We start from the raw sequence: 13,448 nt of genomic DNA on the forward strand, positions 1-13,448 counted from the left end.
TACCGGTAGGCCTTTTTGCGTTGCAGCGCCTGGCGAAGGTTTCAGCCTGGAGTCACAAGGACTTGATAGTCAGCTTCAGAGAGTAACCCTCTATAGCGTAACCCTGCCAATCCTTGCAAGCCACCGGTATGGAAAAAACTAATGTTACTGCCTTTCGGAAATACGCCCTGAGCGATCAACTGGTACAAAGCTGACATGGCTTTGCCGGTGTAAATCGGTTCAAGTGTGATCTGGTGCCGTTGTTTGAATTCCAGACAAAATTGCAGCAGTTCGGCATCAAAGCGACCATACCCTTTGCCGGTATAACCTGTGATCAGTTGCCAGTTGCTTGCCTGTGGGCACCACTGTCTTATCTTATCCGGCAAGCTTAAGTCGTTCACGACGTCGATACCCAGCACCTGAGTATCGGGGTTGCCAACAGCGAGCCCTGCCAGGGTGCCGCCACTGCCGGTCGCTGCCACAATATACTGGCTATTGCCGTGCGGGGTTTTGGTTAAATCCAGCTCAGCAACACCTTGCACGCCCAATTTTGAGCTACCACCTTCCGGCACTATCAAAAAGTCAGGGTAGTGCTGCTGTAACTGTTTCAACCAGTCAGATTCGTTACGCATGCGATATTCAGCGCGACTGATGGGCACAAGTTGCATGCCTGAAGCTTGGCAGTGTTGCAGGGTTGGGTTGTGGGTATCCAACCGATCAGTTCGAACGAGGCCGATGGATGCGATGCCTTGTTGCTGGCAGGCTATGGCAGTCGCGGCCAGGTGATTGGAAAAAGCTCCGCCAAAGGTCAGCAGCCCTGCTTTTTTGCAATGCAAGGCCTGTGCGATGTGATACTTTAACTTCAGTGCTTTGTTACCCGACAGTGCCGCCGAGCTTTGGCCTGGTTGGAATAACCATAGTTGCAGTTGATGCTGATCAAGTAAAGCATCTTGAATTTGTTGCCAATTATTTGCTGGCTTTTTCGTTATCATGCTAAGCTGAACCAAAGCGTTCCTTACTATTACAACAACAAATAAGTTGCTCAGTATAGCGACTAAACAATCAGGTAAGAGCATTTATGTGGGCATCGCTACAACAAGCTTTTAAAAAGCAGCCAGTGCAGCGGGCGGTAGCTGCTCTGCATTGGCAGCCTGACAAGTGTCGGGCGCTGGTGTTGACCAATGCAAAGGGTAGCCTTGAGTGCACTTTCCAGGTCACTGTGCCTGTCAGCGAAAACTTCACTTCAGTGGTACAGCAACTGGTGGCCCAAATGCCAGCTGCTCAGGATGTTGTTCTGGTGCTCTCTCCGGAGTACTACCAGTTGGTGCAAGTCGATAAACCTCAGATCCCAGAAGCAGAGCTTAAAGCCGCATTACGTTGGCAGCTTAAAGAGTTGGTCAGCATTGAGCCGGATGACATGCAGCTGGACTACATGGACTTGCCCAACGCTCATCAACAACAAGCGCCGCGAATACAGGCTATTGCCTGCAGCAAAGGTTTTTTACAGCAGTTGATGGCTGCTTTGCACCGGGCAAAGCTTCCTGTGAGGACGATAGTACCAGAGGAGTGGGCGTTACGCAGTCTGCTGCCCCCTCAGGCACCATCTACCCTGATATTATCGCATCGAGCTGGTCAGGAGCTGGCCATGATGATTGTGCGAGGCAGCCAGGTTTGTTTCTCGCGCCGTATTCGCGGCTTGGCGCAATTGGAGCAGCTTAGCCTGGATGTTTTGCAGCAAGGTTATCTGGATACACTGGGCCTGGAGGTACAACGCTCGGTGGATTATTTTGAGGGCCAGCTGAAGCAAGCACCGGTAAAGCAGTTGTTGTTGGCGTTGGATACGGAGCTGCAGGACGAGATTGCCAGCTTCTTTCGTCAGTTGGGCTTTGCCCAGGTTGAGACTTTGGATTTAACCAGCTGGCTGACTGATGGCAACCCGACACAGCAAGCCGAGTTTGCGCTTCCTTTGGCGGCAGCGATGGAGCAGCTTTCGGCAACGCAACAGCAGGAGGCCGGTGTTGAAAACTAGCATCAACCTGTTTGACCCGACGCTACTGCCTTTGCCAGAGCAATGGAGTTTACGCTTATTGCTGCAGTGGCTGTTGTTGTTTGCTGTGGCTTTCTTGCTGATCTTTGGCGTGCTTAGTTACCAACAGCAGCAGGTCCAAACACAACTGGGGCAGCAGCAACAAAAGCTGCAACAGCAGCTGCAACAACAAGAGCAGTTTCAACAGTTATTGCAGCAGCGAGCCCCGGATCCAGATTTGCTAAAACAGCAAGAGCGCTTGCAAGCCCGCATTCAGCGGGCACAGCGACTGAATGAGCTGGTGCAGCAGCATCAGCAGCCACAGGTCCTGTTCTCTGATGTTTTGACGCATTTGCAAGGCATTGATGCGCCCGAGTTGTGGCTCAAAGAGTTTCGCCTGCAGCAAGGACAGAGCAGTTTCCATGGTTACTCGACCCGCTCGGCCGAGGTGCCTGCCTGGTTAGCCAGGTTATCGGCTCTTCCTTATTTTCAGGGGCAGCGCTTTCAGGGACTGCAAATAAAGCAGCACCCGGACGTGGATGTGTTGCAGTTTCAGGTTGAGGCAAAGCCAGGGAGTATGCCATGAAGTGGGAGCTTTGGCAGAGCAAGTTTCAACAGCTGCAATTGCGCGAGCGCCGGTTGGTGTTCTTTGCCAGCCTGGGACTGTTTGGATGGCTTTGTGTAGTCCTGGTGTTGGAACCAGCCTGGATAAAGCATCAGCAACAACGCCAGCAGCTTGCCAGTGTCTCGACTCAGTTGCAGCAAACTGAGCAGGGGATTGTGCAGTTGCAAGATGAATTGTCGCGCAATATCAATCAGGAAGTGCAACAGCGATTAACACGGCTGGAAGGAAGAGCGCTGGAGCTGGAACAACAACTGGCTGCCCGCACGGCGCATTTTGTCGGTGCGGATCGGGTATTGCCCATGCTGCAGTCGCTTTTAATGGGCGATGCCAGAGTCCGTTTGTTGTCACTGCAAAGTATGCCACCCTCTGTTGTTGCCTACGATGCAGATCAGCAGCCTTTGTTGTACCAGCACAAAATCCGTTTAGTGATGCAGGGCGATTACAGTGCCTTACGTCAATTACTCACGACGCTGGAACAGCTGCCCTGGCAGCTGGGTTGGCATAGTCTGCAGTATCGGGTCACTGAGCACCCGTTGGCAGAACTTGCTTTGGATATTGTCACGGTAGGTGATCATGCAGATTTTATTCAGTTGTAGCCTGGCGTTGCTGCTGAGCGTTGCCGCACAGGCCGATCCAACCCGGCCGGCAGTAGTGGTAGGCGATGTGGCTTCGGTGCGGCAGGAAACGGGCCAGCCAGTGTTGCAGCTGATTCGGTGGCGGGACGAAGGAGCCGTCAGCATGATCAATGGCAGCCTGCTGAAGGTTGGCGACAGCATTGATGGCTATCGGGTGCATCACATTGCCAGGGACCACGTGGTGCTTGAACGGGCAGGCGAGCAACTTCACTTATTTTTATTCCAAAAGATGACGAACAATGACGACTAAACTCCATCTATCCCGTGTTACCTTCAGTTGCGCTCTGGCCTTGATGTTAGCCGGTTGTCAGGGCATGCAGGCGGGGCACCAGGCGCAACAAGCCAAAGCCGAGCTGGAGCGTGCAGCCGCCGAGCCGCTGCCGGCGACTACGGAAGTCCGCCCCGAGGTGCCTGCTTCTGTCACACAGGACTTGTTCAGTCTGGGCAGTCGGGAGCCTACCGCCCCTGTCGAGGTGGAGCCGCGCTTTAATGTTGCGGCCAGTCAGGTGGAGCTGGCGGAGTTTTTTGCCTCTTTGGTGGTCGATACCGATTACAGCATTGCAGTGCATCCTGATGTGCAAGGCCGAATCAGCCTGAATTTGCGGCAGGTCACCCTGGCTGAGACGCTGGCTGTGGTTGAAGATCTGTATGGCTTTGATATTCGTCGCCATGGCCGGGTCTATCAGGTGATGCCCGCTGGCCTTCGAACGGAAACCATCCCTGTGAATTACCTGATGCTTAAGCGCAGCGGTTTTTCGGCCATCTCGGTCAACTCGGGCGGGGTCTCTCAGGATATGCGCAGCGGCAATCAGCAATCCGGACGGATGGGGCAGCAGCGGGGCGCCCAACTGCAGGACCCGATGCTGGGCGGCCAGTTTGGTATGCAGCAGCAATTTAGCGGCAGCAACATTCACAGTGAAAGTGAAACCGATTTCTGGAAAGACCTGCAAGGCGCTCTGCAACAAATGCTGGGCTCTGGTCCTGAGCGCATGGTGGTGGTGAGTCCTCAGGCGGGCTTGGTGACGGTGCGTGGCATGCCCGATGAAATTGCCGCTATACGGACCTTTTTGGGCACCGCCGAACAGCATCTGCAGCGACAGGTGATTCTGGAAGCGCGCATCATCGAAGTCACCTTAAGTGATGAATACCAGCAGGGGATCAACTGGAGCAATGCGCTGGCGTCGGTGCGCTCAACCGACTTTAACTTTACCACCTCGGGCGTGACACCCGGCAACTCAACCAGCGCTGCTTTAGGGGGCGTGACGGCCATTTCATTTAGCAATGCCGATTTTTCCGGGGTGATTAACCTGCTGGAAACCCAGGGCAGTGCTCAGGTGCTGTCGAGTCCCCGGGTGACCGCCATCAACAACCAGAAAGCGGTGATTAAGGTGGGGCAGGACGAATACTACGTCACCAATATCAGCAGCGATACCACTGCCACTGTGGGCGGCACCATCAGTACGCCTTCGATTGAGTTGCAGCCGTTCTTTTCCGGTATTGCGCTGGATGTCACGCCGCAGATTGATCAACATGGTCAGGTGATTTTGCATGTGCATCCCTCGGTGACGGAGACGGCCGAGCAAATCAAAACCATTCGACTTAGCAATGAAGATGTGGTGCTGCCACTGGCACGCAGCAATATTCGCGAGTCGGATACCATTATCCGGGCGCGCAGTGGTGAAATCGTGGTGATAGGCGGACTGATGCAGTCGGTCAGTACCGACATGGTCTCAAGAACGCCAGTGCTGGGGTCGATTCCTTTGTTGGGGCAGCTCTTTACCAGCAAAAATACCCTGGAACAGAAAAAGGAGCTGGTGATCCTACTGCGGCCGGTGGTGGTAGAGCCAGAGCAGTGGCAGCCCCATATCCGGCAATCGTCTGACAGTCTGAATCGCTGGTACCCATAGGGGGAGCCGTGTACCTGCATCATTTTGGCTTGCAGCAACCGCCATTCAGCCTGACGCCGAATACACTGTTCTACGTTGGGTTGACACCGCACCAGCAGGCTTTTGACGTGTTGCAGACGGCTTTGTCTGCTGGTGAAGGCTTTATTAAAATTATTGGCGAGGTTGGGACCGGCAAAACCCTACTCTGTCGTAAGCTGTTGCAAAGCGCACCAGCCCAGTGGTGCCTCGCCTATGTACCAGACCCGTCACTGACACCTCAGGAGTTGCGTTGGGCATTGGCGTCAGAGCTGGGGTTGCAGTATTCGGGGAATATTGACCAACAGCAGCTGCATCAGCTGCTGCAACGCCATTTGATGCTGATTGCCGCCCGCGGTCAGCAAGTGATTCTGGTGATTGATGAGGCCCAGGCCTTGCCAGATGACACCCTGGAGGCGCTGCGCTTGTTGACCAATCTTGAAACTGAGCAGCGGAAGTTGCTGCAAGTGGTGCTGTTTGCTCAGCCTGAGTTGGATGCCAAGCTGGCAAAACCACAGTTTCGCCAGTTGCGGCAACGCATTGGTTTTTCCTATCGGTTGCGTCCGATGACTCCGGCAGAGGTGACCGCTTATCTGCAGCAACGGTTGCGGGTTGCCGGCAATCCAGAGCTGTCCTTTAGCCCGATGGCCCGGTACCAACTGGCACGCAGCAGCCGGGGTATTCCGCGTTTGGTGAATATGCTGGCCCATAAAGCCCTGATGCTGTGTTATGGCCAGGGCAAGCAACGCGTCAGCTGGTGGCATGTTGGGGCCGCTGCCAGGGATACCGATGATGTGCAGTTCAGCAGAGCACATAGCTGGTGGCCAGCTGCACTGGCACTCTTGCTGCTCTCCGTCGCTTTGTTCTGGCAGTGGGGGCAGTGATGAGCGTTATCAATCAAATGCTGAGGGATCTTGACCAACGGCAAAAAGGTGCCGAGGCCCAGCCTCAGGCGTCGCCCGCTGTCGTGGCGCCGCAGCGCTCTGTTGGTATCTGGCTGCTGCTAAGCTTGCTGGTGGGTGGCTTGCTGCTCTGGTGGTGGCTTGCCAGCATAACGGAGCATTCTTTGTCTGACCGGTCTGCCAGCTCAGAAACCAGCCAAAGCGTCGAGCTGGTAAAGCCCGTTGCTGCGCTGACCACCGTTGAAATGGATACTGCAATTAGCGTTCTGGATGCTGAGGCCTTGTTGCCCAGTGGGGCGACCGAGCTTGAACATCCAGAGTCTGTCGTCAGCGTGCAGATGGAAGCGTCAGCAGCAGAAGCAGTGACAACCGCAAGCCTCAATTCAGAGCCCGCAAGCACCGAGCCCGAAAGTACAGAGCCAGCTAAAGCAGCAGAGAGCGCAGCGTCTCAAAAACAAACACCGCCAACCGAGCCGGTCGCTCAGCTGAGCGTCGAGCGGGTTGAGTTGAGTGAGGCTGCGCAGCAACAACAGCTGCGTCAGCAGGCGATCCGGGCACAGAATGCCGGGCAATGGCAGGAAGCACGCCGGCACTGGCAGCAGCTGCAGCTGGTGGCCCCTCAGCAGCCAGAGGCCTATCTGGCGTTGGCACGAATGGCGCAGCAAAGCGGGCATGAGGCCGGGGTGCAGTATTGGTTGCAGCTTGGGCTGGAGCAAGGCGCGTCGCAGCAAGCGCTGATACCAGAGTTGGCTGCCAGCTTTGCTCGCCAGCAACTTTGGCCTCAAGTGTTGCAAAGTCTGGCGGTGCTGTCTGCCTCTGAGTTGCAGCGCTCGGAGCTGGCATTGCGAGCCGCAGCCTGGCAGCAACTGGGTGAGCACCCGGCTGCTTTGGCGGCATTTGAGCAACTGGCGGCCGCGGAGCCAGAGCAGGGCCGTTGGTGGCTGGGGATGGCCATCAGTTCCGATGCACTCGGCCGACGGCCTCAAGCTTTGGCACAATTTCAACGCAGCCTGCAGTTGGCCGATGATCTCACGCCAGCCAGCAGGGACTACATCCGGCAACGGTTACAGGAGCTGAATTAGCCGATGGCAAAACCTAAACTGAAAATGCGGCTTGGTGATTTGTTGGTGCATGAAAACATGATCACCAGTGAACAGCTGGATAAAGCGCTGGCCGAGCAGCGTTTAACCGGGCGTAAGCTTGGCGCAACCTTGATTGACCTGAACTTGTTGCAAGAAGATGAGTTGCTGCACTTTCTGGCGCAGCAATTGGATTTGCCATTTTTAGACTTAAGTCAGCAGCGGCTGGATCCGAAAGTGGCCCAACTGCTGCCGGAGGTGCATGCCCGTCGCAGCAGAGCTTTGGTACTGGAAGCGGATGAGCAGCAGGTACTGCTAGGTATGAGTGATCCGGCCGATCTGTCGATGCTGGATCACCTGGCCCCAATGTTGGCTCCACGACAAATTCGCATCGCCGTGGTGCGGGAAAGTCAGTTGATGGAAGCTTTCAACAACCTGTACCGTCGAACCAAAGAAATTGAGAGCTTTGCCACCCAGCTGAAAGAAGAATACGCCGAAACCGGTGATTTTGATCTGAATGCACTGAATTTGGATACCGAGTCCGATACCACCATCGTGAAGCTGCTGCAGTCGGTGTTTGAGGATGCTGTTCAGGTGCGAGCTTCGGACATTCACATTGAGCCGGATGAAAAACTGATCCGTATCCGGCAACGGGTCGATGGCGTGTTGCAAGAAAGCACGCTGAACGAGGTTAGTATCGCCTCGGCCCTGGTGTTGCGCCTGAAGCTGATGGCGAATCTGGATATTTCGGAAAAGCGCTTACCGCAGGATGGTCGTTTTCAGATCCAGGTCAAAGGCCACAAAATCGATGTGCGCTTGTCCACCATGCCGGTGCAGTACGGTGAGTCGGTGGTGATGCGTTTGCTGGACCAAACCGCAGGCTTGCTAACGCTCGAGCAAACCGGCATGCCGCCGGACTTTATCCGCAAGCTGCGGCAGTTGATCAAAAGCCCCCATGGCATGATTCTGGTCACAGGGCCGACCGGCTCGGGTAAAACCACCACCTTGTATGGGCTGCTGAGTGAATTGAACCAGGAAGGCAGCAAAATTATCACGGTGGAAGATCCGGTCGAGTACCGCATTCCCCGCATCAATCAGGTGCAGGTCAATTACAAGATTGGGCTGGGATTTAGTGAGGTACTGCGCACCACCCTGCGGCAAGATCCGGATATCATCATGGTGGGGGAGATGCGTGATCAGGAAACGGCTGAAATGGGGTTACGTGGCGCCCTGACAGGTCACCTGGTGCTGTCGACCCTGCATACCAACGACGCCGTCACCAGTACCTTGCGCTTGGTGGATATGGGCGCAGCCCCTTATCTGGTGGCAAGCTCCTTGCGCGCTATTTTGGCGCAGCGGCTGGTGCGGCGAATTTGTGACAACTGCAAAGAGCCTTATCAGCCGGATGAACTGGAACAAAACTGGCTACGTCACAGCAAAGCCGACCCAGCCGCGCACTACTGGCATGGCAAAGGTTGTCAGTCCTGTCACCATACCGGCTTTAAAGGGCGAATCGGCGTCTTTGAGCTTCTTATTCTGACCAAGCCATTGGCCGATGCGCTGCGCCGGGGCGACAACGAAGCCTTTGTTTCTTTGGCTTACCACAGCGAGCATTTCCGCAGTTTGGGGCAAATGGCCCTGGGCTATGCCCAACAAGGCATGACGACCCTGGATGAAGTCATCCGGGTCTCGGAGTATTTAGAGACGGAGCCATCGGTACGGAGCTTGGAGCATGGCTGAGTTTCGTTTTCAGGCCCGGGACCAGCAAGGCCAGGCGGTGGCCGGCAAGCTGGAAGCCAGCAGTGAGGCCGGTGTGGCGGATATGCTGCGGCAGCGCCAGCTGATCCCGGTGCTCATTGAAGCTATGCCGGACCAGCCTTCATCCGGGCTGACCCTGCCACAGTGGCAGCGAGGCATCGGCCTGACGGAACAAATCATGTTTTGTCGACAGATGTATGCTTTGATGAAAGCCGGGATCCCGATGATTCGGGCCATCGAAGGGCTGGCGGCCAGCACCAGCTCCAGTCGGTTGCAGCAGGTGCTGCATCAGCTGGCCGATGAGCTGGAAAAAGGCCGGACCCTGTCGGTGGCGATGTCATCGCACCCGAAAGTTTTCAGCCGCCTGGTGGTCAGCATTGTGCACGTTGGCGAAAACACCGGCCGCTTGGATCAGGCTTTTTTGCAGTTGTCAGAGTACCTGGAGCAAGAGCAGGAAACCCGCAAGCAGATTAAGCAGGCCACCCGTTACCCTACGTTTGTGCTGATTGCGCTGGCCGTGGCGCTGGTGATTTTAAATTTGCTGGTGATCCCACAGTTTGCCTCGATGTTCGCACGCTTTAATGCCGAACTGCCCTGGTCGACTCAGGTGTTGCTGGCTACCTCGTCGTTTTTTCAGCGTTTTGGCTGGTTATTGCTGGTACTGCTCATTGGTGGCTTTTTGGGTTTGCGTTACAGCATCGAAACCGAAACCGGCCGGGTGCGATGGGGGCATTTTAAGCTTCGTATTCCGTTGGTGGGCGATATAATCAACCGGGCAACGCTTGGACGTTATGCCCGCAGCTTTGGTCTGATGTTGCAGTCGGGTGTGCCGATGACCACGGCTCTAAGCCTGGTCGCCGAGGCGGTCGATAACGCCTACCTGGGTGATAAAATTCGCGAGATGCGCCGCAAAATTGAGCGCGGTGAGAGTCTTTACCGAGTCAGCGCCCAAAGCCAGATGTTCACACCTTTGGTAATGCAAATGGTGGCCGTGGGGGAAGAAACCGGTCAGGTGGATGAGATGTTGGCCGAGGTCGCCAGTTTCTATGAGCGGGAAGTGGCGTACGATTTGAAAACACTAACGGCCCGCATTGAGCCCATTTTGATCACCATTGTGGCGGTGATGGTGTTGATTTTAGCGCTGGGGATTTTTACGCCGATGTGGGATATGCTCAGCGCCTATCGTGGCAGCAACTAGTGTTGTCGAAAAAGCGTGTATTTTTAATAAGTCGCTCTATACTAAAACAAAGCAACTCAGGAGACTGACGATGAAAAAGCAAGCGGGTTTTACCCTGATCGAACTGGTAATCGTGGTGATTATCCTTGGTTTATTGGCAGCTACTGCTTTGCCTCGGTTTTTGAATATTACCGAGCAAGCAGAAGATGCAGCGATTGATGGTGTCGCCGGCGGTTTTGCTTCCGCTGTTGGCTTGGTGCGGGCGCAATGGGAGGTCGAAGGGCGGCCTGCTGGCTCTGTGTCCTATGATGGCGTACCTGTTTCTGTTGGTTCCAACGGTTACCCAAATGGCGGTGGTGCAGTAACAGCAGCAAATTGTGCGACGATCATTGAGGAGATTTTACAAGCGGCTCCTCTGACAACTATTACTGACACCCAGGCTGCCCGCCGTCAGGCGAGTATTTTTGTACGGACGGATGGAGCCGCGACGGTATGCCGTTATTATCAAACTCAATCCATTCGAGATGTTGCGGATGGCGGTGTTGCTGACTCCACAGCACAAGGCAACCTGTTCCAATATGAACCTGCCACTGGCTTGGTTCGTGTCTTTAAGAACTGATAAAAAAGAGAGCATTATGGTTAATAGTAAAGGTTTTACGCTGGTTGAGCTGATCATTGTGATTGTGATTTTAGGTATTCTAGCCGTGACAGCAGCACCTCGTTTTTTAGATTTTGGTGGTGATGCCAGGGCCTCAACTTTGCAAGGTGTGCGAGGTGCTTTAGAGTCTTCAAGTGCGCTTGTTTATGGCAAGTCAATCATTGCTGGTGTCCAATCTGCTCCTTTAGCTTGCTTTGCCAATGGAAATGTAAGCGCCTTACCTGTAGGGGAGAGTGAATGCCCTGGTAGTGCAACAAATATTGAATTTGGCTACCCTGCTGCCAATGAAGACTCATTGCGAGCGGTCGCTGAACTTAGTACCGAAGAGTGGTCTATAACTGGAGCAAATCCTGCCATCATTAAGGCTGCCAGTTTCACCCCTTCCAGTGGTGAGTGTCGGGTAACCTATCAACCTGCGACAGCGACAACTAAACCTTCAATTGTTGTCAGCAGCGGCGGCTGCTAGCTGGGAGTTTGCAGTGTGTCGGCAGCCCGCCATCCAGCAAGGCTTTACCTTGGTAGAGCTGGTTGTAGTGATGGTGCTGCTGGGGATTCTCAGTGTCACCATCCTGCCCCGCTTTTTTAGCGGGGCAGGCACATCCGAATACCAATACCGTGATCAGGCATTGGCCGTGCTGCGACGGGTGCAGATTGAAGCCATGCAGTGCACCGATGTCAGCTTCTGTGGCAACAGCAGCCTGCAACTTGGCAGCACTTCTTTAGGTACCAGCGCCGATTGCCGCAACGATGCCAGTCACCTCTGCATTGCCAGCCGGGATGCGGTGACCCTGGCAGCAAACTTCAGTCAACTTAAGTTTGATGCGCTGGGACGGCCGCTGGGCTGTGATGGCGCAACACCTGCTTGCACTTTGCAGATTAACGGCTCTAGCCAGCTGCAAATCTGCATCGAGCACGAGGGGTATATCCGGCCATGTTAGTGACGAAGCAGCGAGGCGTGACCCTGCTGGAGCTGGTGATTGGTATTACTGTGCTGGCGGTGGCCCTGACACTCATTACTGCCGTGTTGTCACCGCTATTTGTTCGTAGCACCGATCCCTGGCATCAGGTGCGGGCTGCGGAACTGGGACACAGTTTGATGAATGAAATTCTGGCCCGGTCTTTTGATGAACAGAGCGACCGAAGTGGTGGTTTTTTGCGCTGCGATGAAATCGCACTGGGTGCAGCGCCTTGTACTGCCGAGGCCAACTTTGGCCCCGATGCCGGGGAGACACGGCTAAGTTTTAATGACGTGGATGATTTTCATGGCTTTGGCGCCGAAGGGGCCGATATTCTGACCAACATTCTGGACGATGCGCTAAGCGAAGCCTACCGCAACTACAGTGCTGCGGTGACGGTGCGCTATGCCGGAGCTGATTTTGGCTTGGCGCAGCGTCAGCTGAAACGCATCGAACTGGTGATTACCACGCCGACCAACAGCAGCATCGCTTTTAGCGCTTACAAGGGAAACTGGTGATGGCAAGCCGAGGTTTTACCCTGATTGAACTGGTCACCAGCCTGGTGTTGCTGAGCATTCTGGCCATTTCGGTGACCAGCTACATTGGCTTTGCCGCCCGGATGGTGGTGGATGTCAGCGAGCGTGAGCAGCTGCTGGGTCAAAGCCGTTTTGCCATTGAGCGATTAAGCCGTGAGTTGCGAGGCGCGGTTCCCAACAGCATCCGCATTGACGCCAGTGGCCAATGCCTGGAATTTACCCCTTTTATCGCCAGTGGTCGCTATCTGGAAGCGCCGGTAAGCCCGGACAGCGCCGCTGCGATGCAACTGGCCACTGCAGTCGGTTTTGCTGCGGCGAGCGGTAATGAGCGCTTGGTGATCTACCCGCGGGTGCCGGACGATCTGTACGATGCCAGCCGGCCACACAATGTGACCCTTGATGGCCTGGACGTGAGTGGGGCTGTGGCGACGGCCAGTTTTGGCAGTGCCCACAGCTTTACCCAGCACTCGCCAGAGCGACGATTTTATCTGTTGGCTCCACCGGTTAGCTATTGCGTGCAAGGCGGGCAGCTCAGGCGTTACAGCGACTATGGCTTTTTCCTTCAGCAGCCAACCACGGAGCTGATCGGTGGCGCCTTGATGGCCGAAGGGTTAAATCCTGTTGGGGCAAGCTTTACCTACGATGCGCCCGTGCTCAGTCGCAATGCTGTGGTGCATATTGTGCTGAACTTTGGCGCTGCCATCAGCGAGGACCTGTTTTTTAACCATGAGGTGCATCTGCCCAATGTCCCTTAAAACCAAGCAACAGCAAGGCAGCGCCCTGGTGGTGGCTATTTTTGTCATCGTGGTCCTGTTGGGCCTGATGCTGGCGTTAAGCCGGGTATTGCTAAGCAGCAGTGAGGCTGTGGTGTATGAGGTACTGGGAACCCGGGCGATGTTGGCCGCGCATAGTGGCTTGGAACTGGCCGCCACCGAGCTGTTTCCGCTGGAGCAGTCCGCGGCCAGCTGTGCGGCGGTCACTGCTACAATCCCCTTTAGTGGCGCTGGTTTAAGTGGCTGTCGGGCCAGGATCAGCTGCAATGCCAGCAGCGCAGAGGACTCCGAGGTTGGCACCATCCAACTGTTCCTGCTGCAAAGCACCGGCGAGTGCCGCAGTCAGGCCGACTGGTCACAACCTTGCTTGCCCGGTGAGCTTTGCGCCAGCCGCACTGTGCAAATGGAGGTTGGGCTGTGAA

The 13,448-nt window shown here is 55.2% G+C and carries 16 protein-coding genes; 15 read left to right on the top strand and 1 reads right to left on the bottom strand.

The annotated features are described in order from the left end of the window. Nucleotides 1-41 precede the first annotated feature (41 nt). Complete coding sequence (locus Q3O59_RS08245; protein WP_305945130.1) at nt 42-971, bottom strand: 1-aminocyclopropane-1-carboxylate deaminase/D-cysteine desulfhydrase; 930 nt, start codon at nt 969-971, stop codon at nt 42-44. Nucleotides 972-1,057: 86 nt separating this feature from the next. Between Q3O59_RS08245 and Q3O59_RS08250 the strand changes: the two genes are divergently transcribed. From Q3O59_RS08250 to Q3O59_RS08320, 15 genes are all read left to right on the top strand, one after another. Beyond that, nucleotides 1,058-2,008 carry a hypothetical protein gene (locus Q3O59_RS08250; protein WP_305945131.1) on the top strand — a complete coding sequence of 317 codons (951 nt, stop codon included), beginning with the start codon at nt 1,058-1,060 and terminating at the stop codon, nt 2,006-2,008. Further along, nucleotides 1,995-2,591 (top strand): PilN domain-containing protein, encoded by a 597-nt coding sequence (locus Q3O59_RS08255; protein ID WP_305945132.1) that lies wholly within the window; start codon nt 1,995-1,997, stop codon nt 2,589-2,591. The genes Q3O59_RS08250 and Q3O59_RS08255 overlap by 14 nt, the downstream gene beginning before the upstream one ends. Next, nucleotides 2,588-3,226 carry a hypothetical protein gene (locus Q3O59_RS08260; RefSeq protein WP_305945133.1) on the top strand — a complete coding sequence of 213 codons (639 nt, stop codon included), beginning with the start codon at nt 2,588-2,590 and terminating at the stop codon, nt 3,224-3,226. The genes Q3O59_RS08255 and Q3O59_RS08260 overlap by 4 nt, the downstream gene beginning before the upstream one ends. Then, nucleotides 3,204-3,515 (top strand): MSHA biogenesis protein MshK, encoded by a 312-nt coding sequence (locus Q3O59_RS08265; protein WP_305945134.1) that lies wholly within the window; start codon nt 3,204-3,206, stop codon nt 3,513-3,515. The genes Q3O59_RS08260 and Q3O59_RS08265 overlap by 23 nt, the downstream gene beginning before the upstream one ends. Continuing rightward, a complete protein-coding gene (mshL, locus tag Q3O59_RS08270; RefSeq protein ID WP_305945135.1) occupies nt 3,505-5,172 on the top strand; it encodes a pilus (MSHA type) biogenesis protein MshL in 1,668 nt (555 codons plus the stop codon). The genes Q3O59_RS08265 and mshL overlap by 11 nt, the downstream gene beginning before the upstream one ends. Before the next feature lie 8 nt (nt 5,173-5,180). Next, the gene (locus Q3O59_RS08275) at nt 5,181-6,071 is read left to right on the top strand and encodes an ExeA family protein (protein WP_305945136.1); all 891 of its coding nucleotides are present in this window, start codon (nt 5,181-5,183) and stop codon (nt 6,069-6,071) included. Next, the gene (locus Q3O59_RS08280; protein WP_305945137.1) at nt 6,071-7,171 is read left to right on the top strand and encodes a tetratricopeptide repeat protein; all 1,101 of its coding nucleotides are present in this window, start codon (nt 6,071-6,073) and stop codon (nt 7,169-7,171) included. The genes Q3O59_RS08275 and Q3O59_RS08280 overlap by 1 nt, the downstream gene beginning before the upstream one ends. A 3-nt stretch (nt 7,172-7,174) precedes the next feature. Next, nucleotides 7,175-8,908, top strand: a complete 1,734-nt coding sequence (locus tag Q3O59_RS08285) for a GspE/PulE family protein (protein ID WP_305945138.1) — start codon at nt 7,175-7,177, stop codon at nt 8,906-8,908. After that, nucleotides 8,901-10,124, top strand: coding sequence for a type II secretion system F family protein (locus Q3O59_RS08290; protein WP_305945139.1), 1,224 nt, complete (start codon nt 8,901-8,903; stop codon nt 10,122-10,124). The genes Q3O59_RS08285 and Q3O59_RS08290 overlap by 8 nt, the downstream gene beginning before the upstream one ends. 70 nt (nt 10,125-10,194) lie before the next feature. Beyond that, complete coding sequence (locus Q3O59_RS08295) at nt 10,195-10,722, top strand: type II secretion system protein (protein ID WP_305945140.1); 528 nt, start codon at nt 10,195-10,197, stop codon at nt 10,720-10,722. A gap of 16 nt (nt 10,723-10,738) precedes the next feature. Continuing rightward, the gene (locus Q3O59_RS08300; RefSeq protein WP_305945141.1) at nt 10,739-11,227 is read left to right on the top strand and encodes a prepilin-type N-terminal cleavage/methylation domain-containing protein; all 489 of its coding nucleotides are present in this window, start codon (nt 10,739-10,741) and stop codon (nt 11,225-11,227) included. A gap of 13 nt (nt 11,228-11,240) precedes the next feature. Continuing rightward, nucleotides 11,241-11,699, top strand: a complete 459-nt coding sequence (locus tag Q3O59_RS08305; RefSeq protein WP_305945142.1) for a prepilin-type N-terminal cleavage/methylation domain-containing protein — start codon at nt 11,241-11,243, stop codon at nt 11,697-11,699. Further along, nucleotides 11,693-12,235 (top strand): type IV pilus modification PilV family protein, encoded by a 543-nt coding sequence (locus Q3O59_RS08310; RefSeq protein ID WP_305945143.1) that lies wholly within the window; start codon nt 11,693-11,695, stop codon nt 12,233-12,235. Before Q3O59_RS08305 ends, Q3O59_RS08310 begins: the two co-directional genes overlap by 7 nt. Then, complete coding sequence (locus tag Q3O59_RS08315; protein WP_305945144.1) at nt 12,235-13,008, top strand: PulJ/GspJ family protein; 774 nt, start codon at nt 12,235-12,237, stop codon at nt 13,006-13,008. The genes Q3O59_RS08310 and Q3O59_RS08315 overlap by 1 nt, the downstream gene beginning before the upstream one ends. After that, nucleotides 12,998-13,447 (top strand): type II secretory pathway component, encoded by a 450-nt coding sequence (locus Q3O59_RS08320; RefSeq protein WP_305945145.1) that lies wholly within the window; start codon nt 12,998-13,000, stop codon nt 13,445-13,447. The genes Q3O59_RS08315 and Q3O59_RS08320 overlap by 11 nt, the downstream gene beginning before the upstream one ends. The last annotated feature ends 1 nt before the right edge of the window (nt 13,448 follow it).

This window comes from Alkalimonas delamerensis, from assembly GCF_030717955.1.
Taxonomy (GTDB): domain Bacteria; phylum Pseudomonadota; class Gammaproteobacteria; order Enterobacterales; family Alteromonadaceae; genus Alkalimonas; species Alkalimonas delamerensis.

Bases quoted from the DNA above. Each gene is read 5' to 3' on its own strand.
- Q3O59_RS08280 (WP_305945137.1), top strand. From the start codon at position 6,071: ATGAGCGTTATCAATCAAATGCTGAGGGATCTTGACCAACGGCAAAAA.
- Q3O59_RS08285 (WP_305945138.1), top strand. From the start codon at position 7,175: ATGGCAAAACCTAAACTGAAAATGCGGCTTGGTGATTTGTTGGTGCAT.
- Q3O59_RS08290 (WP_305945139.1), top strand. From the start codon at position 8,901: ATGGCTGAGTTTCGTTTTCAGGCCCGGGACCAGCAAGGCCAGGCGGTG.
- Q3O59_RS08315 (WP_305945144.1), top strand. From the start codon at position 12,235: ATGGCAAGCCGAGGTTTTACCCTGATTGAACTGGTCACCAGCCTGGTG.
- Q3O59_RS08310 (WP_305945143.1), top strand. From the start codon at position 11,693: ATGTTAGTGACGAAGCAGCGAGGCGTGACCCTGCTGGAGCTGGTGATT.
- Q3O59_RS08295 (WP_305945140.1), top strand. From the start codon at position 10,195: ATGAAAAAGCAAGCGGGTTTTACCCTGATCGAACTGGTAATCGTGGTG.
- Q3O59_RS08300 (WP_305945141.1), top strand. From the start codon at position 10,739: ATGGTTAATAGTAAAGGTTTTACGCTGGTTGAGCTGATCATTGTGATT.
- Q3O59_RS08245 (WP_305945130.1), bottom strand. From the start codon at position 971: ATGATAACGAAAAAGCCAGCAAATAATTGGCAACAAATTCAAGATGCT.
- mshL (WP_305945135.1), top strand. From the start codon at position 3,505: ATGACGACTAAACTCCATCTATCCCGTGTTACCTTCAGTTGCGCTCTG.
- Q3O59_RS08320 (WP_305945145.1), top strand. From the start codon at position 12,998: ATGTCCCTTAAAACCAAGCAACAGCAAGGCAGCGCCCTGGTGGTGGCT.
- Q3O59_RS08250 (WP_305945131.1), top strand. From the start codon at position 1,058: ATGTGGGCATCGCTACAACAAGCTTTTAAAAAGCAGCCAGTGCAGCGG.
- Q3O59_RS08265 (WP_305945134.1), top strand. From the start codon at position 3,204: ATGCAGATTTTATTCAGTTGTAGCCTGGCGTTGCTGCTGAGCGTTGCC.
- Q3O59_RS08260 (WP_305945133.1), top strand. From the start codon at position 2,588: ATGAAGTGGGAGCTTTGGCAGAGCAAGTTTCAACAGCTGCAATTGCGC.